The organism is Streptomyces sp. NPDC026301 (assembly GCF_055567935.1).
The window spans coordinates 319991-341785 of the sequence record NZ_JBVHPN010000003.1 but is presented as its reverse complement, the minus strand read 5'-3'; the positions used below and the strand labels follow the sequence as shown (position 1 = coordinate 341785).

Sequence of the window (21795 nt, the reverse complement as noted above, 5' to 3'; positions counted from 1 at the left end):
TGCGGAAGTTGTCACTTCACGTCAAAAAGCGGTGCACGGCGGGCAGTACGGGGGCGGAGGCGGATCGGCGTACGTCCGTACGGGATCAGTCGGCGGCGGGCCGGACCCGGAGGGCCAGCGCCGGGCAGCGGCGGGCGGCGAGCCGGGCGCGGCGGCGCATCCGGGCGGGCAGTGGCATGGCCGCCTGCTGCGGATAGCCGTCCGGGCCGAGCCGTACGACGCCGGGCGCGAGGTCGGCACAGAGGCCGTGGCCCCGGCACAGCGTCCAGTCCACGACCAGCTGTGCCGCGGGCGCGGCGGGGCGGCTGCCGGACCGGCCGGCCACGGCGGCGGGCGGCGCGGTGCTCCTGGTCAGCGGCAGCGCGCCCAGGAGCGGCCGCCCGCAGCCGCCGCCGTACGCGTGCGCCGTGAACTCCTCGGGGAACGCGGCCAGCGCCGAGGCGACGAACCGGGCCGTGCCGTCGGGATGGCCGCACGCGCCGCGCCGTTCCATGGCCCGGGACCGGTCCCGTACGGCGGCCAGGGCGCGCTCGCCGCCGCCGCGCACCACCGCCTCCAGCGCGTCGGCGAGCGCGGGCAGGCCCAGCGCGCACGGGCCGCACTGGCCCGCCGACTCCCCGGCCAGCCAGCGCGCCACCGCGGCGGCCTCCCCGGCAGGACAGGTGCCCTCGGGCAGCGGGAGCACGGCGCCCGCGCCCAGCACCGCGCCGTGCGCGGCGAGCGCGGCGCGGTCGAGCGTGACGGTACGGGCGGCGGCCGGGGAGATGAACGTGCCGTGGTAGCCGCCGATCAGGACGCCCTGGCCCGGGCCGGTGCCGCAGTGCTCCAGTACGCGGGCGAGCGGCACGCCGGTGGGGACCTCCAGGACGCGGGTGCCGGCGACGGTCAGCAGGAGGGTGCCCGGCTCGTCGGGCACGCCGGCCGCGCGGTACCCGAGCGCGCCCAGCCGGGCGGCGACGGCGAGCTGGGCGTACGTCTCGGTGTTGGACAGCAGGGTGGGCAGGCCGCCGAGGCCGCGCTCGCTGGTGCGGACCCGGCGGCCCGAGGGCAGGCCGGGGCCGCCGTCGAGGCCGGAGACGAGGGCCGAGCCCTCGCCGCCGACGAACCGCTCCGGCAGCCGCGTCACCCGTAACGCCACGGACAGCGGCCCGAGTTCGGCGACCGCGCGGCGCACCGAGTCCGCCACGTCGGGCCGGGCCACCCCGACGGCGACCTCCTGCGCGCCGAGCGCCCGCGCGGCCAGCAGCGCGCCGTCCAGCACGAGGTGCGGGGCGTACAGCAGCAGTGCGGTGTCCTTGAGGCAGCTCGGCTCGCCCTCCGTGCCGTTGACGACGACCGCGGCACGGCCGTCGGACCGGTGCAGCGCCTCCCGTACGGCTGTCAGCTTCCGCGCGAAGGGGAAGCCGGCGCCGCCGCGGCCGCGGAGGCCGACGTTGTCGGCGAGCGCGACGAGTTCGGCGGCGGAGAGTACGGGCGCGGTGCCGTGTGTGGTCAGGTGTGCCACGCGGTCCAGTCGGGTGGCGCCGCCGTGCGGTGCGGCTACGCCTGCCAGCAGCCGGGGCGGCCACGGGGGTGGGGTCGTGACGCCGATGCCGGGTGCGCCACCGTCGTGGCCGGGCGCGCAGTTCCCCGCGCCCCTCATGGGCGCCCTCACGGGCGCCGCTCAGGGGTGTACAGCCGGTACGCCAGCGTCGCGGCCGTGGCCGCCACGCACGCGGCGTATCCGGCGGTGACCCAGCCATCCGCCGGGCGGCCCGCGCGCAGGCCGTGGACCAGGGCCGCGCCCCAGGCCAGGTACGCGGCCATGTGCAGGGCGCGCCACCAGCGGGCAGCGGATCCGCCGGTGAATGCCGTGCGCGCAGCACCCGTCACCGCGACCGCGAGGAACGCGTATCCGGCCAGCGTGCCCAGGCCGATCAGCAGCGGGCGGGCGCCGTCGGCGAACGGCAGCGCCGCGCCCCGGCCGGTGGTCTGACCGCGGGCCACCTTCACCCCGACGTGCAGCGCGAGGAAGCCGAGCCCGGCGACGCCCGTGCCGCGGTGCACGGCCTGCGCCAGCAGCCGGTGCCCGGAGCGCAGCACCCGGCGGTCGGTGGCGGCCAGGCCCCAGAGCACGGTGCCGGTCAGCGCGACCAGCGCGAGGACGCCGGCCCCGAAGTCCAGGAAGTCGGCGGTCCGGGCCGCCGCGCCGGACCGCGCGAGGACGGCGAGGAAGAGCAGCAGCGCGGCGGGCAGCGCGGGACGCAGCGGGAAATGCGGGCGGTTGCGGGCGCGCGAAGACGGCGCGGACATCGGTCCTCCACGGAAATCGAGCGGAAGGATGCACAACGCCCCGGAAAGGGCGGGGAATTGCCGTACGTTCGGTACGTTCCATCGGCGATGTGTGCGGCAGCATCGCCGACGCGTCCGGGGCCTTCCGGACCTTTATCGCGCTGTGACAAATTCCTGCACCGGGCATCGCCGCCGCCGTGCCCGGTGCGGATGATGCCGACTCAGGCACAACGGCCGTATCCCAGCCGCTCCCCGACGGCAGGAACGAGGTAGCGATGTGTGATCTCCTGAACCGCATCTGGTCACGCCCCCGAGGTGAGTGGACCCGGGTTCTGCGAAAGGAACTCCCGTCGCTCGCCGAAAAGATGGTGGAAGAGCTGCGCATCGCTTTTCCCGCCTTTTCGGCCCTTCTCGCGGAATCAGCCAAAGAAGAGGCCGCACAATGGGCCGTGGAACAGGCCCTGTTGACGTCGCTCGGTTACCAGGAGCGGACGGAGTGCGAACGCCGCCCCGCCGGACTGGTCGTCACGCCGATGCCGGTGTCCCGCGCCCGGCAGGTCCTCTTCACCGCGCTCGCCGGGCAGCGCCCGCTGTCGCCCGCCGCGCTCGCCGAGCCCGCCCGGTGCGCCGGCTGGCCCGTACCGGACCGGCTCCAGGCCGTCGTCCTCGGCTCCGCCGTCGAGGCGCCACAACTGGCCGCGGCGCTGGGCGACGCGCTGCTCGGCACCGTCGACGGCGACACCTGCCTCTTCGTGCCCGACCCGGGAACGCAGACCCGGCCCCGGCTGGAGGCCGCGCTCAAGGGCCGCCCGGCGGCGGTCGGCCACACCGTGCCGACGGGCGACGCGGCGTCCTCGCTGCGCTGGGCCCGCGCGCTGCTCGCCTTCGGGCCCGCGCGCGGCGGGCCCGACGTGCGCCCCGCGTTCGTCGACGACCACCTCTCCGCGCTGCTGCTCCTCCAGGACGAGTCGCTGGCCAGGGCGCTGGCCACGCGCTGGCTCGGTCCACTGGAGGAGCTGACGCCCCGGCAGAGCGAGCGCCTCGAGGTCACCCTGCTGGCCTGGCTGGAGGGCGGCGGCGCGCCGGAGGCGGCGAAGGTGCTCCATGTGCACCCGCAGACCGTGCGGTACCGGCTGCGGCAGATCGAGAAGCTCTTCGGCTCCGCGCTGCGGGACCCGCGCACCCGCTTCGAGCTGGAGATGGCGCTGCGCAGCCGGCGGCTGCTGGCCCACGTACGGCGCTACCGCGCACGGCCCGGGCGCCGGGCCCGGCCGGTGACCTCCGGCATCCGCCCGCTGGGCGTCGCCAGGGAGGCGCGGGTGAACGGCCTCTGAGCGCGGAAGCGGAGGCGGCCCCGGACCGGCCAGGTCCGGGGCCGCCGCGTCGGCTCAGCGGCAGTCGCGGCCGCTGTTGATGCACCGGACCGCCTTGTCCATCAGCCGCTCCGGCATGACGTTGATGAAGTCGCCGTGGTCGGTGACCGGCTTGTGCAGCTGCTCGGGGAAGCTGTCCACCGCGAACTGCCCGCCCTTGGGCACGTCGTAAGTGATCTTCTCCTGGAGCTGCGGGATGGCGCGGAAGCCGGCCGGGCAGGAGCCGTCCTGCTGTGCGAACGCCACGTGCGTACGGTGGTTGGCGCTGTCCGTGTTCTGCCCGTCCCAGCAGCTCTGGAAGTTGAAGGTGCGCACCACGTCGGCGCCGTTCGGGCAGATCGGGTACTTGTCCTTCAGCTGCCGGTCCTCGAAGCCGACACAGCTCCAGGAGGCGTTGGCGTTGGCGGGGCCGTTGGTGAACGCCTTGGCGTCCCCGGTGATGATGCGCAGGAAGCGGGGCATCGCGGTCACGTCACCGGCCTGGCTGCCGCTGAAGGTGAGCTTGACGGCGGACGGGGTGAGGACCGAGCCCACGTTGCCGTCGTGGCCCGCGCCCGGCTTGTGCTCCGAGGTGCCGTCCAGGGTGCGCAGCACGGGCCAGTAGTACGTGGACAGGTCGCCGTTGCCGCAGGTGGTGCCGGAAGCGGCCAGGCTCTGGTCGGTGGAGAAGGCGTCGGTGGACTCGTTGCCGACGTAGTCGTGGGTGTGGTGCGCGCCGTTGCTGACACCCGGCGTCACGATGACGTTGTCGGAGTTGAAGTGGCCCTCTTTGTTGCGGCCGCACTGGGAGACGAACGTGCCGGTCGAGGCGCCGTCGCCCTGCGGCGGCTGCTGGGCGTTGGGCTGGACGGACCGGATGTCGGCGAAGTCGTCGGGGGAGGGCCCGCCGGGCGGCTGCTGCGCACCGCCGTCCTGCCCTTGCTGGGCTGCGTCTCCCTGCCCTTGCTGCGCGTCGTCCTGGCCTTGCTGACCGCCCTCTTGCCCTTGCCGACCGCCGTCCTGGCCCTGCTGTGCGTCTCCCTGGCCTTGCTGCTGGGCGTCTCCTCCACCCTGCTGCTCGCCGACCGATATGGGCTGACCCGTCGGCTTCGTCTTGCAGGCGCTCATGTTCAGCAGGGCGTCGGGGCGGGGTGCCGACCGGCCGATGGCGTCGGCCATCGCCCCGATCGTCTTCTCGCGCTGCTGCCGCAACTGCGGGAGCACCGCGTCCGTACCGCCGCCGCGCCCGCCCGCCATCATCTTCTCGTACGCCGTCGCCACCTGGCGGTCCAGCGCGGCGAGCCCGCGGGAGACCGGGAGTTGCGCGCCGCGCGGCACCTGTCGCAGCCGGTCGCCGACGTCCGGGCAGGACACGGTCGAGGCCATGGCCGCCGGGCCGCCGCGCTGCGCCGGGCCGTCCTCGCCCGCGCCGTCGGCCGAGGCGCCGGCGGCGATCAGCGCGGTACCGCCGCCGCCCAGCAGCAGCGCGGCGGCCGCGGCCACCAGCCGGATGGTCAGGCGCGAGCGTTTGTGGGCCTGTGGAGTCATGCGATCACTTCGATTCGTGGGGAGTGGTACGGGAAGTGGTGGGGAGAGTGGGGGCGTGGGTGCGGCCGCGTGTTCGGGGAAACGTACGGCTGCCGGGGCCGGGCCGCCGCCAGGTTGCCGAAGTCGACCAGACCGGTACTTTCCAGGACCGTGATGTGGTCCAGGACGACCGCATTCGTACGAGTGGCCAGCCGGCGGACCATCGCGTTGCGGCTCTGCGCCCGGACGAGCGCGACGAGGCCGAAGACCTTGCCGTGCGCGCGGCGCAGCAGCTGCGCGAAGAGCCGGTCGAAGTCCTGGCCGCGGGCGGCGTCCAGCTGCCCGAGCCAGCCCTGCTGCTGCGGGGTGGGCCGGTCCGGCAGCGATACGCCCAGGTCACGGGCCGTCTGTACGGACAGCCGGTCCAGCTCGGTGTGGCCTGCCACGAGGTGGTCCCCCGCGGTCCGCACGGCCTTCCGCGTGCCGCGTTCCCGCGCCTGACGCCCCGCGGGCAGCTCCCACAGCCCGGCGAGCCGTACCTTGCGTACGAAGTCCCGGTCCAGGGGCGTGAGCAGGCCGTACGGGGTGCGGACGGTGCCGCCGCCGTCGTCCTCCCAGCCGGCGGCCGCGGCGGCCGTCGAGGTGTTCTGGCCGAAGAGCTGGACGGGCAGCAGCAGCGCGACGAGCGTGGCCGCGAGGGCGGCGACGATCAGCCCGGTGGCGAGCGCCCGCGCGGGGACGGCGGACGGCTGGCCGGCGATGGAGCGCACACGAAACCTCCCGGTCGGTCCGGTGGGGACGACTCGGACGCTAGGCCGGTGCGGGGCGGCGGAACGCGGGGTTCGCGCGCCCGGACAAGAAAACGCCGGGGCGGCGCGTGCGCTGCTACGGTGCGGCGGGGCGGGCCGCGCCGCTCAGCCCGCGTACAGCGCGTCGATCTCCGTCGCGTACGCCCGCTCGATCGCCGCCCGGCGCAGCTTCAGCGAGGGCGTCACCAGGCCGTCGGCGATGCTGAACTCGCCGGGCAGGATGCGGAAGGCGCGGATGGACTCGGCGCGCGAGACCGAGGCGTTGGCGACCGCGACCGCCCGCTGCACCGCCGCCCGTACGCCTTCCTCCGGCGGGTCGCCGGGCCGGGCGTCCTGCAGCCCGCCGCGGTAGCGCCGCCAGTGCGCCAGCGCCTCGGGGTCCAGGGTGATCAGCGCCGCGACGTAGGGCCGGTTGTCGCCGACGACCAGGCACTGCGAGACCAGCGGGTGCGCGCGTACCCGCTCCTCCAGGCCCAGCGGGGCGACGCTCTTGCCGCCGCTGGTGATGATGATGTCCTTCTTGCGGCCGGTGATCACGAGGTAACCGTCGTCGTCCAGGTGCCCCAGGTCGCCGGTGGCCAGCCAGCCGTCGTGCGGCGCGACCCCCTGCTCGTCGACGTACCCGGCGAAGACCACGTCGCCGCGCACCCACACCTCGCCGTCCCGGGCGATCCGTACCGCACAGCCGGGCAGCGGCCGCCCGACCGTGCCGAACCGCACCCGCCCCGGCGGCTGCGTCGTCACCGCTCCGCTCGTCTCGCTGAGCCCGTACCCGTCGTAGACGGTCAGCCCGGCCCCGGCGAAGATCCGCCCGAGGTCGGCGCGGAGCGGCGAGCCGCCCGAGACGGCGGTGCGCACCCGCCCGCCCAGCACCCCGCGGATGTGTCCGTACACCAGCCGTTCGTACAGCGCGTGCCGGGCGCGCAGGGCCGGTCCCGGGCCGTGGCCGCGGCCCTGCTCGCGGCGCTCGACGGCGCGTGCGTAACGCAGCGCGGTGGCCGTCGCGACATCGAAGATCCGCAGCCGGCCGGCCTCTTCGGCGGCCCGGCGCGCGGAGTCGTAGATCTTCTCGAAGACGTACGGGACGCCGAAGAGGAAGGTGGGCCGGAAGGACGCGAGCGCGGGCAGCAGCGCCTGCGGGGTGAGCTCCGGCTCGTGGCCGAGCAGGATGCCGCCGCGCAGGCAGGCGACCTGCACCATCAGCCCGTAACTGTGCGCGAGCGGCAGGAACGCCAGGACCGACGGCTGCGTGCCGGGCGGCCCGGTGAGCCGGCCCCAGCCCGCCAGCAGCGTGTCGCACTCGGCGGCGAGGTTCCCGTGGGTGATCACGCAGCCGCGTGGCCGTCCGGTGGTGCCGGAGGTCTGGATGATGGCGGCGGTGTCCCGCGGCGTGACGGCCCGGCGCAGCCGGTGCACCTCGGCGTCGGGCAGGTGCCCGCCGAGCCCGCTGAGCAGGCCGACGCAGTCCTGGTCCAGCTGCCAGACGCGGCGCAGCCGGCGGTCGGCGTCGCAGGCCGCCGCCACGGTCATGGCGTGCTGCTCGTGCTCGATGACGAAGGTGTCGGCCCCGGTGGCGGCCAGCAGCGCGCGCAGCTGCTCGGTGGAGGCGGTGGGGTAGACGGGGACGAGGTGCGCGCCGAGGGACCAGACCGCGTAGCTGAAGAGCGTCCATTCGTACCGGGTCCTGGACATCACCGCGACCCGGTCGCCGGGCCGCAGGCCGTCCGCGAGCAGCCCCTTGGCCAGCGCGAGCACCTCGGCGCGGAAGGCGGCGGCGGACACGTGGTGCCAGCGGCCGGGGTCCGCGGGGTCCCGGCGGGCGAGCTGGGCGAGCGCCGGCACCCGGTCGGCCAGGTCGTGGACGGAGTCGGCGAGGCCGCCGGTACGGGCCGCGGTCACCAGGGCGGGCGTGCTGAGTTCGCGCACCACACCTCCCTCGTTCGCCCCGGCCGTGCGGCCTGAGTGGACGCAAGTTACCCGCTGGTGGCCATACTGCACAGATCTCTGGTTAGTCTTGAGCGGAAGAGGACAAAACCGAGCGCGGCCAAAACCGAGCCAGGACAAAACCGAGCGAGGCCGGATCCGAGCGAGGAGAGGAGAGCACGCATGCAGCGCATCGCCCATGCCTGGCGGCTGTACGTCGGCGCGCTCTTGTTCCTGCTGGCCGGCGTGCTGCTCACGCAGAGCGGCCTGACCTCGGCCCTGACCGCCGCCGCGACCACCGCGGCCGTCCTCCTCCTCAGCCGCGCGGTGCTCGTCGCCACGCTGGCCGGACCCGCCCCGCCGGGCCGGGTCCGCACCGCCATCCGGGACCGGGAACGCCGTACGGCCTTCCTGCCCCAGCGCGATCCCGACGCCGCGGGCCGCCCGCGGCCCAGGGCACCCGGCCGCCGCCTGCCGACGGCCGCGTAGGCGCTGCACTACCTTCGCCCGCACGGAATCCGTACGCGCTCCTGCGCACGTACGGACATCCCCACGCGGCTCGTCACACCGAATTCCGAACTCCGAACTCCGAAATTCGAGATCCGAGTTCGTTTCTCTTCCCGGTACTGACGAGACTCCCGGAGGGCTCATCCATGTCCGTCTTCGCCACACTCGGCGCCGCGCTCGGCCACCTCGCCGACGTCCTCTCCCCGGTATTCGGCGCCTCGGCGACCGCCGCCGCCATCGTCGTCTGCACCCTGGCCGTACGCGCCGCGCTGCACCCGCTCGCGCGGGCCGCCGTCCGCGGCGAGAAGTCCCGTACCGCGCTCGCCCCGCAGATGGCCGAGATACGCCGGAAGTACGCGAAGGACCCCGAGCGCATGCAGCGCGAGGTGACCGACCTCTACCGGAAGGCGGGCGCCTCGCCGCTGGCCGGCTGCCTGCCGATGCTGCTGCAGCTGCCGGTCTTCTTCCTGATGTACCACCTCTTCACCTCCAGCAGCTCCGGGCTGCTGGGCGAGCGGCTGCTGGACGCGCCGCTCGGCGGCCGCTGGGCGGACGCGCTCGCCGACGGCGGCCCCTTCGGCCCGCACGGCATGGTCTACTGCGCGCTTTTCGTACTGGTCGCGGCAGTCGCGACGTGGAACTACCGACGCGCGCGCAAGGCCACTGCGCAGGCCACGGCGAAGGCCGCGGCGGCGGGGACCGCGGGCGCCGGCGCCGAAATTCCGGGCATGGGCGCCGTGACCAAGCTGGCGCCGCTGCTGTCCTTCGCCACTCTGCTCACCGTGGCCGTCGTGCCGCTGGCCGCGAGCCTGTACGTGGTGACGAGTACGACCTGGACGGCGTGCGAGCGGACGCTGCTGCTGCGCGACCGCGACCGCGCCCTGGGGCGGGCGGCCGACGAGGCGAAGCCGGCCGTGGCTCCCGCGGCGGCGGCCGCCAAGTCCCGTACCGCTACCGCCGAGTAAAGGTCCAGTACGTGAACGGGGTCTTGCGGGCGGGACCCCGTTCTTGGAGGATCAGCCAAATCGCTCGATGGCCGCACCCATCGGCCGGTCCGGAAGGCCCTTCCGGACCGACCCTTCGCACACGACCACGGGAGTTGTACTGATGAAGCTGCTGCGTGTCGGACCGGTGGGGGCGGAACGCCCGGCGCTGCTGGACGAGTCGGGAACCCTGCGTGACCTGTCGGGCATCGTGCCGGACATCGACGGAGAACTGCTCGCGGACGAGACGGCGCTGGACCGCGTCCGTACGGCCGCCGCGGCCGGCGACCTGCCGGCACTGGACGCCGCCGGCCTGCGCACGGGCGCGCCGCTCGCCCGCATCGGCAAGGTCGTGTGCATCGGGCTGAACTACCACGACCACGCCCGGGAGACCGGCGCGGCGATACCGGCCGAGCCGATCGTCTTCATGAAGGCCGCGGACACCGTGGTCGGCCCGGACGACACCGTGCTCGTCCCGCGCGGCAGCGTGAAGACCGACTGGGAGGTCGAGCTGGCCGTCGTCATCGGCCGCACGGCCCGCTACCTGGAGACCGACGAGCAGGCGCTCGCCGCCGTCGCCGGGTACACCATCGCGCACGACGTCTCCGAGCGGGAGTTCCAGATCGAGCGCGGCGGCCAGTGGGACAAGGGCAAGAACTGCGAGACGTTCAACCCGCTGGGCCCCTGGCTGGTCACCGCCGACGAGGTCCCCGACCCGCAGGCGCTCGGCCTGCGCCTGTGGGTGAACGGCGAGCCGAAGCAGAACGGCACCACCGCCGAGCAGATCTTCCCGGTCGCCGAAGTCGTCCGCTACCTCAGCCGGTTCATGACCCTCTACCCGGGCGACATCATCAACACCGGCACCCCGGCCGGCGTAGCCATGGGCCACCCCGACCCCAAGCCGTACCTCCGCGCCGGCGACGTGGTCGAGCTGGAGATCGACGGCCTGGGCCGCCAACGCCAGGAGCTGAAGGACGCGTGACGGTACGGGTGGCCCTCAGCTCTTTGGGGTGAGGGCTACCCAGATTGGGCCCTCTGCGAAGGGGAGGGAGTGGCCTTCGGGGGTGGTGAAGGTGGTGCCGTTGTCGGCTGCGGGGCGGGACCACTCGGCCTGGTATTTCTTGCCGTCGCGGAGGACCAGGGCGTCGCCCGAGCCGACGGTCTGGGTGTACGGGGTGACGCTGCCCCACTTGTCGTGGAGGCGGGAGGAGCGGACGGTCACGTACTGGATCACCACCGTGGCGACGCCCAGTTGGCCGGCGCCGGTGGTGCGGAAGGGCGTGCCGTCCATGGAGACCAGCCAGCGGTGCCGGTCGGCGGACCAGGTGAAGGCGAAGCGGGCCGCGGAGTAGCGGACCTCCTGGCGGTCCGTTGCCGTGCCGCCGCGGGGGGCCGCGCCGAAGCGGAAGCCGATGTCGGCGGGGGCCGAGGCGTCGGAGGCCGCTTTCAGGGCGCGGGCGGGCAGCAGGTACAGGTTGTGCGGGGCGGCGCGGTCCGTGCTGCGGACGTACGCGTCGGGTGCCTCGCGCGGCGGCAGGGCGGCGATCGGGGCCGATTCCAGCATGGGGCGGAGCTTGGCCTGGGCGCCGGAGTAGGCCAGCGCCGGGTGGCCGAACTGGCGGAGCAGTTCGAGGTCGGACTCGCGGGCGCTGCGGACCGGGCCGACGCGGTCGGGCAGGTGGGCGGCGAAGACGGCCAGTATCCGGCTGAGACCGGCCTCCACCTCCTCGGTGTAGAGGATGTCGGCGTCCTCCAGGCCGGTCTGCGGACGGGCCGCGGCGATGTTGTCGATCTTGACGGCCAGTACCTTGTCGCCCGCGCCGTCCTTCCCGGTGAACGGCGACTTCCCGTCGCCGTCGCCCGACTGGCAGCCCGCCACCAGTGGCGACAGGCCCGCGGCCAGCCCCGCCGCCAGCACGGTCCGCCGCGATCCGGTCCAGCCCGTGCCGCCTGCCCGTGCGCCCGTCCACGCCATGGGGTACCGCCTCTCTCTCGCCGGTCACCCCACAGCTTTCCCAATGGACCGGGCGGGCGCACGGATTCCGTCAGGCGAGGCGCAGAAACCGTTCCAACGCCTCGACGACGAGCGCGTGGTCGTCGGCCTGCGCGAGGCCGGAGACGGCCACCGCGCCGACGACCCCCGTGCCGCGCAGGCGGATCGGGAAGGCGCCGCCGTGTGCGGCATACCGGTCGGAGTCGAGGCGGGAAGACTCCTCGAACGTCCGGCCCTTGGCCCGGAAGCGGGCGCCGACCAGGAAGGACGCCTCGCCGTACCGCTGCACGACCCGGCACTTGCGGTCCAGCCAGGCGTCGTTGTCGGCGCTGGTGCCGGGCAGCGCGCAATGGAAGAGGCGCTGGGCGCCGCGGCGGATGCTGATCGTCACCGCGGCGTTCCGCTCGCGGGCCAGCTCGACGAGGAGGGTGCCCAGCTCCCAGGCGTCCTCGTTGCCGAAGCGGTCGAGGACCAGGCGGCGTTCGTGCTCTTCGAGGGTGGCGATGTCGTCGGCCGCGGTCATCGGGTGGGCTCCTCGATCTGTACCGAGCGGCCCTCGGCGGCCGAGCGCTTGGCGGCCTCCAGGACGCGCAGCGCGGCGGCCGCCTGCAGGGCGGTGACCGGCGGCTCGCCGCCCGTACGCAGCGCCTCGGCGACCGCGGCGTAGTACGCGGGGTAGTCACCGGGCACGGTCGGGACGGGCTCGCCGCCGCCGGTCTGCGGGGACTCCCCGGCGCCGAGCCGACCCCAGGCGGATTCCGGCTCCACGCCCCAGGTGTCGCCGGCGTCGCCGGGCCGACGGCCCTCGCGCAGCGCCGCCTCCTGCGGGTCCAGGCCGTACTTCACGTAACCGGCCTCGCTGCCGAGCACCCGGAAGCGCGGGCCGAGCTGGGCGGTGGTGGCGCTGACCCACAGGTGGGAGCGGACGCCGCTCGCGTGCGTGATCGCGATGAAGGTGTCGTCGTCGGCCTCGGCGCCGGGGCGGCGCACGTCGGACTCCGCGTACACCGAGACGGCCGGGCCGAAGAGGGTGAGCGCCTGGTCGGCGACGTGGCTGCCCAGGTCGTACAGCAGTCCGCCGATCTCGGCCGGGTCGCCGGACTCGCGCCAGCCGCCCTTGGGCTTGGGCCGCCACCGCTCGAACCGCGACTCGAACCGCCACACCTCGCCGAGCGCGCCCTCGTCGAGCAGCTTGCGCAGGGTCAGGAAGTCGTTGTCCCAGCGGCGGTTCTGGAAGACGGAGAGGAGCAGTCCGCGGTCCTTCGCCAGGGCGGCCAGCCGCTCGGCCTCGGCGGCGGTCGCGGCCAGCGGCTTGTCCACGACCACCGGCAGGCCGGCCTCCAGGGCCGCGGTGGCCAGCGGTACGTGCGTCTTGTTCGGCGAGGCGAGCACGATCAGGTCAAGCTCGTCCGCGCGGGCCAGCACCTCGTCGGGGGTGGCGACCGTGCGCACCTGGGGGTGCTCGGCGCAGGCCTGCGCCTGGCGGTCAGGGCTGGAGGTGGAGACCGTGTCGAGGACCAGGCCGTCGGTCGCGGCGATCATCGGGGCGTGGAAGACGGAGCCGGCCAGGCCGTAACCGATGAGGCCGACGCGCAGGGGGCTGCCGGGGAGTGCGGTACCGGGGGAGTCGCTCGGGCTGCTCATGACTCCCACTTAAGCAACGCTGTTGCCAAAGTGCAAGCGGTCCGCACAATGGAGGGGTGACCAGCGAAAACCCTTCCCCCTCCGACCCAGGCGAGCGGCCCGACCCGGCCGAGCGCTCCGACCCTGCCGGGCACTCCGACCCGGCCGAGCGCGCGCTCGGCGGCGCCAACCTCCCCCTGCTGCGCGGACACAACGCGGCCGTGCTGCTCGGGCTGCTGCGCGCGGCGGGGGAGGGCGGCGTCAGCCGGCTGGAGCTGGCCGAGGGCAGCGGGCTCACCCCGCAGGCGGTCAGCAAGATCACGGCACGGCTGCGCGAGGCGGGGCTCGCCACGGAAGCCGGGCGGCGCGCCTCGACGGGCGGCAAGCCCCGTACGGTCCTGCGGCTGGTCCCCGGCGCCCGGTACGCCATCGGGCTGCACCTGGACCGGGACGAGAGCGTCGCAGTCCTCGCCGACCTGGCGGGCGAGCCGGTCGCGGTCCGCCGCGCGCCCCTGGACCTGGGCGCGGGCGCGGACGAGGTGCTGGCGGCGGCCGCCGCGCAGGTCGCCGAGGTGCGCGCCGCGGCCCCCGGGGCGCAGGTGATCGGCGCCGGCGTGGCCTGTCCGGGCCCGCTGGACCACCGTACGGGCGTACTGCACAGGGTCACCGGCCTCCCGCAGTGGGACGGCTACCCGCTGCGCGCCGCGCTCGCGGAACGGCTCGGCCTGCCGGTGGTCCTGGACAAGGACACCAACGCGGCGGCGCACGGCCTGGCCCAACGGGCGGGCGGCGCCGAGTCGTTCGGCTATCTGCACCTGGGCACGGGGCTGGGCGCCGGGCTGGTGCTCGGCGGGGCGGTGCACCGGGGAGCGCGCACCGGCGCGGGGGAGTTCGGGCACCAGGTCGTACAGCTGGACGGGCCGCGGTGCGGCTGCGGCAAGCGCGGCTGCATCGAGTCGCTGTGCCTGGCCGCGGTCGCGGCGGGCGACCCGGCGGAGGCGGCGCGGGTGCTCGGCGTCGGCGCCGCCAACCTCGTCGAGCTGCTGGACGTCGACCGGGTCCTGCTGGGCGGCCGTACGGTACTGGCCGACCCCGAGGTGTACGTACGGGGGGTCGCCGCCTCGCTCGACGGCCAGCTGCGCGCGCACGGCGCCGCCGTGGCCCGTACGGTCCCGGTCGTGCCCGCACCCGGCGGCGCGCACGCGGTGGCGCTCGGCGCGGCCCACCTGGTCCTCGCCTCCCTCTTCGCCCCGCCGCGCGGCCCGTTCGCGGGGACGCGTGCGGCGCTCTGAGGGGGCGATCGACGGGATGCGCGTCACCGCCGGCCGGCGTGGCGCACCGTCAGACGCGGTCGACCAGGTCCGCGATCGAGTCGACGACGCTGGTCGGCCGGAACGGGTAGCGGTCCAGGTCGGCCTTGCCCGTCAGGCCGGTGAGCACCAGGAACGTCTCCATGCCGGCCTCCAGGCCTGCCAGTACATCGGTGTCCATCCGGTCGCCGATCATGGCGGAGGTCTCGGAGTGCGCCCCGATGGTGTTCAGCGCGGTACGCATCATCAAGGGGTTCGGCTTGCCGATGAAGTACGGGTCCTTGCCGGTCGCCTTGGTGATCAGCGCGGCGACCGAACCGGTGGCCGGCAGGGCGCCCTCGGGGGAGGGCCCGGTGTTGTCGGGGTTGGTCGCGATGAACCGCGCGCCGTCGTTGATCAGCCGGATCGCCTTGGTCAGCGCCTCGAACGAATACGTACGCGTCTCGCCCAGGATGACGAAATCCGGGTCGTGGTCGGACAGGACGTAACCCGCATCGTGCAGAGCGGTGGTCAGCCCGGCCTCGCCGATCACATAGGCGGTGCCGCCGGGGTGCTGGGTGTCCAGGAACTTGGCGGTGGCGAGCGCCGAGGTCCAGATGTTCTCCACCGGCACCTCCAGCCCGATCCGGCTCAGCCGGACGTGCAGGTCCCGGGCCGTGTAGATCGAATTGTTGGTGAGCACCAGGAAGGGGCGACCGGCGTCGCGCAGCTTCTTGATGAAGGCGTCGGCTCCGGGGACGGGGATGCCCTCGTGCATCAGCACGCCATCCATGTCGGTGAGCCAGGATTCGATCGGCTTGCGCTCTGTCATGGGCGCCATGCTATGCACTCCTGCACGCGCGCATCAGGGGTGACAGCCGAGCGTCCCGTCACCCCGGCGGCGCAAGCGACGCGCCGCTCGGGATGCGGACCGCGGCCGCCTGGCGGACCTTCGAAGTATCCGGAGGTTCACCATGCGCCCACCGCGTTTCACCGCCTGTACCTGCACGGCCTTCACCGCCTGCGTGGTCCTCGCCGGCACCGCGCACCCCGCGGGCCGGCTCGACGGGCAGTCCGGGCCGGTCGCCGCCACCGCGGGGGTGACGGCGCGGGCCGCCGCGCCCGCCGCGCCGGTACCCGCCGCGTACGCGCCCCCGACGGCGGGCCGGAAGTCGGAGGGCGGCATGAACTCGGGCCGGTCCGCGGGCCTGGTGGTGGCCGGCGGCGTGGCCCTCGTCGTGATCGGCCGCATCGTGCACGTGCTGCGGAAGCGGGGTGGCGGTGATGCCGAATGAGGGCCTGTCCGCGCTGGGCGGATACGGCCGGCTGCTGACCGGCGTGGCCTGGGCGCTGCTGCTCCTCGGGCTGTGGGTATGGGGGCGCGGCCCTGCCGACGGAGCGCTGCCGGGCGCCGCCACCACCGGCGACGTCGCCGCCGTGGGCCGCCCCCTCCTCCAGGAACTCCCGCGGGCACACGCCCCGCTGCCCGCCGCCCGGCCCACCGCGATCGGCATCGGCGCGCTGGGCACGGCCCACGCGGACGTGGTGCCGGTCGCCGCGCAGACGCGGGACGGCGTACGGGACGGTGTACTGGCGCCACCGGCCCGGACGCCGGGCGCCGTGGCCTGGGACGCGGCCGGGCCGCAGCCGGGCCGGCCGGGTGTGGCGGTGCTGGCCGGGCACGGTGCGGCGGGTCCGGGGCGCGGCGTCTTCGCCGGGCTGGGCGAGGTCCGCGCCGGGGAGACCGTGCGGGTGGCCCGGTCGGACGGCGGCATCGCGGAGTTCACCGTGGAGGACGTACAGGAGTACGCGCCCACGCGGTTCGACGCCGGGCGGATCACCGGCGCGCACGAACGCGGCCGTGCCGAACTGCGCCTCGTCAGCGACGACCGGATCGTCGTCTCGGCCTATCTGACCGCGGTCAGCGGTCCCTGAGGAGGTGAGCGGAGTGCGGCACGCACACGGCATGGGATCGCCCGGCCGGGCCGACGGCTCGCTCCCCCCTGAACCGCCGGCCGACCGGTCCTCGACCGCCGCGATTCAGGACTGCGGGAGTTGCCCTGCCGTCGGCGGGAGGCGCCATGAAGTGCGCGTTCCAGGCCGGGGGCCAGGGCCAGACCCACACTTTAGAACGCCTGCGCGCCCTCCGCATAGAGGGCGTTGGCAGCGGGCTGTAACAGGTTGCCCACGGGCCGTCGCCGGTGCACACGGGTGTGCCAGGATTGCTGCGACCGGCCAAGTTCCGTGCTCCGAGGGGGGAGTGGATGTACGGCGAAGTACCGGGGTCCGGGGGGACTTCGAGTGGACGGCGCGGTGACCACCGCGTCACAAGGGTTGCGCCACCGGCGCTCGCGGCGCTGCTGCTGGCGGCCGGGGCGCTGGCCGGATGTTCCTCGTCCGACGGCTCCGGCTCGGGCGGCGGCCCGCCGAAGCAGCGGCCCAGGGCCACGGTGCCGTACTGGGTCAACCCGGACGGCAAGGCGGCCCGGCAGGCGGCCGCGTACCGCAAGGACGGCAAGCAGGACGACGCCGGGCTGATCGACCGCATCGCGGGGCAGCCCGTCGCGGAGTGGATCGGCGTCGACGACCCGCAGGGCGAGGCCCGCGGCTTCACCGAGGCGGCCGCGAAGGCCGACCGGGACGCGCTGCTGGTGCTCTACAACATCCCGCACCGCGACTGCGGCAGCTACTCCAAGGGCGGCGCCGCCGACGGCGACGCGTATCGCGCCTGGCTGGAGGGCGTGGTCAACGGCATCGGCGACCGCGCGACGACGGTGATCCTGGAGCCGGACGCGCTGCCGCACATCGAGGACGAGTGCACGCCGGAGAAATTCCACGAGGAGCGGTACGCGCTGCTGACCGAGGCCGTCGGCAAGCTCAAGGCGCTGCCGCACACCAAGGTCTACCTCGACGCGGGCAACCCGCATTGGATCAAGGACCCGGGGCGGATGGTGGAGCCCCTGAAGCGGGCCGGCATCGACCGCGCCGACGGCTTCGCGCTGAACATCTCCAACTACCAGACCACCGAGGAGAACGAGAAGTACGGCAAGCGGCTCTCCGCGATGGTGGGCGGCAAGCACTTCGTCATCGACACCAGCCGGAACGGCAACGGCCCGGCGCCGGGCGGCGATGACCCGGAGAACTGGTGCAACCCGCGGGGCCGGGCACTGGGCGAGCCGCCGACCGTCCGGACCGACGACGGGCTGGTGGACGCCTACCTGTGGATCAAGCGGCCGGGGGAGTCGGACGGCCCGTGCAAGGGCGGCCCGAAGGCGGGCGCGTGGTGGCCGTCGTACGCGCTGGCGCTTGCCCGCAACGCGAAGCAGTGAAGCTGAGGGGGCGCCCGGGAACGGGGCGCCCCCTCCGTCCGTACGCGTCGCTAGGGCTTGCCGGCGGCGGGCACCTTCACCCACACCGCCTTCGACGGCGTGCCCTCGTCGTCGACGGCGGTGAGCATGTACCAGCCGGGCGGGACCAGGGCCGGGTCCTTGGGCAGGGTCACGGTCACCGAGTCGCCCTTCGTCGTGAAGTCCAGCGCGATGGAGCGCTGTTCGACGTTGGTGACGTGGGTGAACGAGCCGGGCCTGATCAGCCGCAGCTTCTTCAGGGCGGAGCTGTGGGACGTGCCGAACGTCGCCGTGCCGCCGAGCTGCACGGTCGTGGGGCCCTTGGCCTCGAGGCCGGGGCGAGAGCCCTGGAAGAGGTAGGGCGGGGTGTAGAGGTCGATCTGCTGCTGGAAGACGGCCGGCCGGGTGTTGTCCTTGTCGCCGAAGAGCGAGTCCGAGCCGAAGGTCATCACCCGGCCGTCGGGGAGCAGCAGCGCGCCGGAGTGGTAGTTGCGGCCCACCAGGGGGTCGGCGACGCGGCGTGCCGTGTTCTTCGCCGGGTCGTACAGCTCGGCCGCCAGGATGTTGGAGTCGCTGCGGCCGCGGTAGTCGCCGGAGCCGTTGGTGGTCAGCACGGTGTCGTCCGGCATGATCACGCTGCTCGGATAGCGGGTCTTCGCGTACAGGTCGGGGCCGTCCTGGAAGCGCGGCTTCGGCTCGGTCAGGTCCACGATGCGGGTCTTGTCCGTGGCGCGCGGGTCCTCGCCGACCCCGCCGCCGCCGAGGACCATGTACCGCTGGTCCTGCGCGGGCGGCAGCAGCACGGACATGGAGGTCTCCAGGATGTCCGGATCGCTCATCCCGGGGACCGCCCGGAACTTGTTGCTCTTCAGGTCCCAGATCCCGGGTGTGCGGCCCTTGTTGTCCGGGCCGTACCCGGCGTTGGAGCCGGTGTAGAAGACCTGGCCCCTGCCGGAGAGGAAGAGCGTCGGGTAGGTCGGGAAGAACCGCTGCTTCGGCAGGTAGGTCCACTTCTTGCTCTTCGGGTCGTACAGCTCGTTCTTCCCGGGGACGACCTGGCCGATGTCGTCCAGGCCGGAGACGGAGAGGACCTTGCCGTCGTCCAGCGAGGTCAGCGTCGGATACCAGCGCGCCTCGTTCATCGGGTCGACGCGGATGTACCGCTCGGCGACCGGGTCGAACTCGAAGGAGTCCTTGATCCCCTGGAAGTCCTTCTTGTCGAAGGACAGCTTCTGCGCGATGCCGTAGAAGTTCCGGGCGTCCGCGCCGGTCAGGCCGTGGATGCGGTAGTTGTCCTGGGCGCCCGTGGCGTACTGGCGGCCCTGCTTGCGCGCCTCGACGTAGACCCGGGCCTCGCTGTGCTCGACCCGCACCTTCCCGGTGGCCTTGTCCTTGATCTTCTTCGCCCGCGGCACCACGATCGGGTCCTTGGAGACGAACGTTTTGCCGTTCTCCTTGCCCGTGAAGAGCGTGCCGGCGGGGAAGGTCTTCGGGCCGTCCGGGTCCTCGTTGTAGATGATCATCAGGCCGCCGGCCTTCTTCACATCGCCCTTGAGGGTCTCGTAGCGCTGCGTACCGCCCGCCACCAGCAGCTTGCCGTCCGGCAGCTGGGTGTGGCCGGAGCAGAACAGGTCGGTGGGCGTGGCGATGTTCTTGAAGGTGTTCTTCGCCGGGTCCCACAGGACCGTGCGGAAGGACTTGGCCTTGAAGTTCGCCGCGTTGTTGCCGGAGCCGGCGACCAGCAGGACCTTGCCGGTGTGCAGCAGGGCCGCGTGGATCGTATTGATCCTGTACTCGGCCGGGACGTCCAGCACGTCCCAGTGGCCGTTGCGCTGCTTGTACTCCGGCCGGTTGATCTTGTACGAGTGGTACTGCTCCGAGGCGAAGCCGTACACCGCCGGGCCGTTCATGGCGGCCAGGGCGATCACCACCACCGACGCCATTCCCAATCGGCGGGTGCGGCGGCTCGGTCGGTATTTCATCGGTTGGTTCCCCCCACGGGAATCTGCGCGGTCTGCGCGGTCTGCTCTTCAGTGGCTCCGGCCTCGGCCCCGCCGGCCGTCGCGGCCCCACCGGCCGACGACGGGCGCGGTACGGGCTGCCGCCGCTCCTGCCGCTTGTGCCGCGCCTCCCGGCGCAGCGACCAGCGCCAGAGGACGATCGGCGCGCAGCAGACCAGCAGGGCCAGCACGGCCCAGACGATCATTGCCGGATGGGCGTGGCCGAAGAAGAAGGAGGCGGTCAGCGAGGCGCCGAAGACCAGGAGGAAGAACAGGTGGATCCGGAAGGTCCCGAGGAGGGTGTCGGGGCTGGACGAATCGCCCTTGGGGGTCACCACGAACCTGCTCTTGCGGCGCAGCGCCGCGTCGAACAGCGCGCGGGCGTAGATCGGCGCGGAGAGCGCGGACATCGCCATGCCGGCCACGCCGCCGGAGCCCTCCGGCTCGTGGGGGGAGACGTTGTGCCGGCGGTTCCACACGTACAGGCCGATCTGGAGCGCCGAGGCGTTGCCGTAGAGCATCATCCACACGGCCGGGTCGATCTGGACGCCGGAGGCGCCGAGCCCGAGGAAGAGCGCGCAGCTGAGGGCGGCGAGTATCCAGTTCAGCGCGGACATCGGGTAGAAGATGACCATCATGGTGTAGTTGAAGAGGCGGCCGGGGGACAGCGTGAAGGGCGCCTTCCAGAACTGCTTGAGCAGCGTTTCGTACGTACCGCGCGACCAGCGCAGCTGCTGGGTGAAGAAGTCCGTCCAGGCGGTCGGGCCCTCGCCGACGGCGAGCACGTCGGGGGTGTAGACCGAGCGCCACTTCTTGCCCGTGGCCGGATTCCGGTGGCGGTGCATCTCGAAGCCCGTGGCCATGTCCTCGGTGATCGAGTCGTACAGCCCGCCGATCTGCTTGAGGGCCGTGATGCGCACGGCGTTGGAGGTGCCGACGAACATGGGGGCGCCGTAGCGGTTGCCGGCCCGCTGGATCAGCGCGTGGAAGAGGAACTGCTGCGACTCGGCGGCCTTGGTGACGAACGTGTCGTAGTTGCCGTAGACCTGGGGGCCGATGACGAAGCCGACGTTCTCGTCGCGGAAGTAACCGAGCATCCGCTCCAGGTAGTTGGGCAGCGGCACGTGGTCGGTGTCGACCGAGGCGAAGAAGTCGTAGTCGTCGCCGTGGGCCTGCAGCCAGGCGTTGTAGTTGCCGTGCTTCGTTCTCGCGCGGTGCGGGCCCTTGGCGCGGTTCCACTCCGGTATGCCGTGCCGGGTGAAGTGCCGCACCCCGAGTCTCGCGCAGACCTCTCTGACGGCCGGGTCGTCGCCCTCGTCCAGCAGCCAGACGTGCACCACGCCGCGGTGCCGCACCCGGACCGCGGCCTCCAGCGTCTTCGTCACCATGTCCAGCGGCTCCTTGCCGGGCACGAAGGAGGTGAGGAAGGCGACGCGGGTGCCGTTCTCGGGGACGACCGGTACGGGGTCGCGCGCGACGAGGGTGGCGTGGGCGTTGGAGAGGACGTTCAGACAGCGGAAGAACTCGATCAGGCCGATCGAGACGAGCATGACGACGTCGAGGACGGGGAGGAAGGCGAACTGCGGGTAGTCGCGGTGGGTCCAGTGGTCGGGCTGCAGCAGCCAGGCGAGGAGCCCGAGGGAGACCAGCGGGGCCGCGCCGAGCAGCAGGGCCGCGCGCACCCGGTGCGGCTCGTCGGCGAGCAGGCTGCGGTACCGGACCTTGTACGGCTTGCCGGGCTCGGGCTGCGTCAGCGGACCGGCGAGCCGGCTGTAGTGCTCGTAGTCGTACCGCGGCAGCGGCGCGGGCTGCTGCGGGCGCCGGCGGTACTGGCGCGGCAGGCGTAATCGCGTCGTCGCGGACGGGTCGTACTGGTGTTCCTGCCGGGCGCCGGTAGGCGTCGACGTCATGACTCCATCCCCCCGCACGCAGTACTGGCTGCGTGTCCGTGTGCTCTCGTCCCGAGCCTTCGGTCCCCCTCGACCGGCTCGGCCCTGTGGTCTCGGCCGCCCACGTACTCAGACGTGTGCCGTCCGCCTTCCGGTTGCCCGGTCGTGCTCCACCGGCAGGGCAGCGCGCAGAGTTCCCCAACCCCTCGTTCGGCGCAGCCGGTGGTTCGTCCCCATGTGCTCGTCAAGGCCATGTTCGACCCATCCGTCACGTCAGGGTCC

The 21795-nt window shown here is 73.5% G+C and carries 19 protein-coding genes; 8 read left to right on the top strand and 11 right to left on the bottom strand.

The genetic code is table 11. The annotated features are described in order from the left end of the window. Positions 1–85: 85 nt before the first annotated feature. Both ACZ4MH_RS07240 and ACZ4MH_RS07235 read right to left on the bottom strand, forming a co-directional pair. A complete protein-coding gene (locus ACZ4MH_RS07240; protein WP_467754361.1) occupies positions 86–1642 on the bottom strand; it encodes an NADH-ubiquinone oxidoreductase-F iron-sulfur binding region domain-containing protein in 1557 nt (518 codons plus the stop codon). A gap of 8 nt (positions 1643–1650) precedes the next feature. Then, positions 1651–2292, bottom strand: a complete 642-nt coding sequence (locus tag ACZ4MH_RS07235) for a hypothetical protein (protein WP_351600224.1) — start codon at positions 2290–2292, stop codon at positions 1651–1653. A gap of 428 nt (positions 2293–2720) precedes the next feature. Here ACZ4MH_RS07235 and ACZ4MH_RS07230 point away from each other — a divergent pair, with 428 nt between their 5' ends. Next, positions 2721–3605: a PucR family transcriptional regulator gene (locus ACZ4MH_RS07230; RefSeq protein ID WP_351600226.1), complete on the top strand. Its 885-nt coding sequence runs from the start codon at positions 2721–2723 to the stop codon at positions 3603–3605. 54 nt (positions 3606–3659) lie between these two features. Here ACZ4MH_RS07230 and ACZ4MH_RS07225 read toward each other — a convergent pair whose 3' ends face one another. The 3 genes from ACZ4MH_RS07225 to ACZ4MH_RS07215 form a co-directional block, all read right to left on the bottom strand. Continuing rightward, positions 3660–5171 (bottom strand): DUF1996 domain-containing protein, encoded by a 1512-nt coding sequence (locus tag ACZ4MH_RS07225; RefSeq protein WP_351600228.1) that lies wholly within the window; start codon positions 5169–5171, stop codon positions 3660–3662. Continuing rightward, positions 5168–5920, bottom strand: coding sequence for a DUF4142 domain-containing protein (locus tag ACZ4MH_RS07220; protein WP_351600230.1), 753 nt, complete (start codon positions 5918–5920; stop codon positions 5168–5170). The genes ACZ4MH_RS07225 and ACZ4MH_RS07220 overlap by 4 nt, the downstream gene beginning before the upstream one ends. Positions 5921–6064: 144 nt before the next feature. Next, on the bottom strand, positions 6065–7885 hold the full coding sequence (locus ACZ4MH_RS07215) for an AMP-dependent synthetase/ligase (protein WP_351600232.1): 1821 nt from the start codon (positions 7883–7885) through the stop codon (positions 6065–6067). A 180-nt stretch (positions 7886–8065) separates the two neighbouring features. On the opposite strand from ACZ4MH_RS07215, the gene ACZ4MH_RS07210 reads away from it, so the two are divergent. The 3 genes from ACZ4MH_RS07210 (at position 8066) to ACZ4MH_RS07200 (ending at position 10354) form a co-directional block, all read left to right on the top strand. After that, on the top strand, positions 8066–8371 hold the full coding sequence (locus tag ACZ4MH_RS07210; RefSeq protein WP_351600234.1) for a DUF6412 domain-containing protein: 306 nt from the start codon (positions 8066–8068) through the stop codon (positions 8369–8371). Positions 8372–8535: 164 nt separating this feature from the next. Then, a complete protein-coding gene (locus ACZ4MH_RS07205; RefSeq protein WP_351600236.1) occupies positions 8536–9354 on the top strand; it encodes a YidC/Oxa1 family membrane protein insertase in 819 nt (272 codons plus the stop codon). 142 nt (positions 9355–9496) lie between these two features. Next, positions 9497–10354, top strand: coding sequence for a fumarylacetoacetate hydrolase family protein (locus ACZ4MH_RS07200; RefSeq protein WP_351600238.1), 858 nt, complete (start codon positions 9497–9499; stop codon positions 10352–10354). Between the two features lie 15 nt (positions 10355–10369). Here ACZ4MH_RS07200 and ACZ4MH_RS07195 read toward each other — a convergent pair whose 3' ends face one another. The 3 genes from ACZ4MH_RS07195 to ACZ4MH_RS07185 all read right to left on the bottom strand — a co-directional run bounded on the left by ACZ4MH_RS07195 (position 10370) and on the right by ACZ4MH_RS07185 (position 13009). Next, positions 10370–11347 carry a DUF3048 domain-containing protein gene (locus tag ACZ4MH_RS07195; protein ID WP_351600240.1) on the bottom strand — a complete coding sequence of 326 codons (978 nt, stop codon included), beginning with the start codon at positions 11345–11347 and terminating at the stop codon, positions 10370–10372. 70 nt (positions 11348–11417) lie between these two features. After that, positions 11418–11888, bottom strand: a complete 471-nt coding sequence (locus ACZ4MH_RS07190; RefSeq protein ID WP_351600242.1) for a heme-degrading domain-containing protein — start codon at positions 11886–11888, stop codon at positions 11418–11420. Further along, positions 11885–13009, bottom strand: coding sequence for a Gfo/Idh/MocA family oxidoreductase (locus ACZ4MH_RS07185; protein WP_351600244.1), 1125 nt, complete (start codon positions 13007–13009; stop codon positions 11885–11887). Before ACZ4MH_RS07185 ends, ACZ4MH_RS07190 begins: the two co-directional genes overlap by 4 nt. 176 nt (positions 13010–13185) lie before the next feature. Here ACZ4MH_RS07185 and ACZ4MH_RS07180 point away from each other — a divergent pair, with 176 nt between their 5' ends. Further along, a complete protein-coding gene (locus ACZ4MH_RS07180; protein ID WP_351600248.1) occupies positions 13186–14280 on the top strand; it encodes an ROK family transcriptional regulator in 1095 nt (364 codons plus the stop codon). Between the two features lie 49 nt (positions 14281–14329). Here ACZ4MH_RS07180 and ACZ4MH_RS07175 read toward each other — a convergent pair whose 3' ends face one another. After that, complete coding sequence (locus tag ACZ4MH_RS07175; RefSeq protein ID WP_351600246.1) at positions 14330–15109, bottom strand: HAD-IIA family hydrolase; 780 nt, start codon at positions 15107–15109, stop codon at positions 14330–14332. A gap of 142 nt (positions 15110–15251) precedes the next feature. On the opposite strand from ACZ4MH_RS07175, the gene ACZ4MH_RS07170 reads away from it, so the two are divergent. From ACZ4MH_RS07170 to ACZ4MH_RS07160, 3 genes are all read left to right on the top strand, one after another. Continuing rightward, on the top strand, positions 15252–15572 hold the full coding sequence (locus ACZ4MH_RS07170) for a hypothetical protein (protein ID WP_467754354.1): 321 nt from the start codon (positions 15252–15254) through the stop codon (positions 15570–15572). After that, the gene (locus ACZ4MH_RS07165; RefSeq protein ID WP_351601429.1) at positions 15562–16212 is read left to right on the top strand and encodes a sortase domain-containing protein; all 651 of its coding nucleotides are present in this window, start codon (positions 15562–15564) and stop codon (positions 16210–16212) included. The genes ACZ4MH_RS07170 and ACZ4MH_RS07165 overlap by 11 nt, the downstream gene beginning before the upstream one ends. A 329-nt stretch (positions 16213–16541) precedes the next feature. Beyond that, positions 16542–17606 carry a glycoside hydrolase family 6 protein gene (locus ACZ4MH_RS07160; RefSeq protein WP_351601426.1) on the top strand — a complete coding sequence of 355 codons (1065 nt, stop codon included), beginning with the start codon at positions 16542–16544 and terminating at the stop codon, positions 17604–17606. Between the two features lie 50 nt (positions 17607–17656). Here ACZ4MH_RS07160 and glxA read toward each other — a convergent pair whose 3' ends face one another. Together glxA and ACZ4MH_RS07150 are read right to left on the bottom strand one after the other, a co-directional pair. Continuing rightward, positions 17657–19606, bottom strand: a complete 1950-nt coding sequence (glxA, locus tag ACZ4MH_RS07155; RefSeq protein WP_351601423.1) for a radical copper oxidase GlxA — start codon at positions 19604–19606, stop codon at positions 17657–17659. Then, complete coding sequence (locus tag ACZ4MH_RS07150) at positions 19603–21534, bottom strand: glycosyltransferase family 2 protein (protein ID WP_351601420.1); 1932 nt, start codon at positions 21532–21534, stop codon at positions 19603–19605. Before ACZ4MH_RS07150 ends, glxA begins: the two co-directional genes overlap by 4 nt. Positions 21535–21795 lie beyond the last annotated feature (261 nt).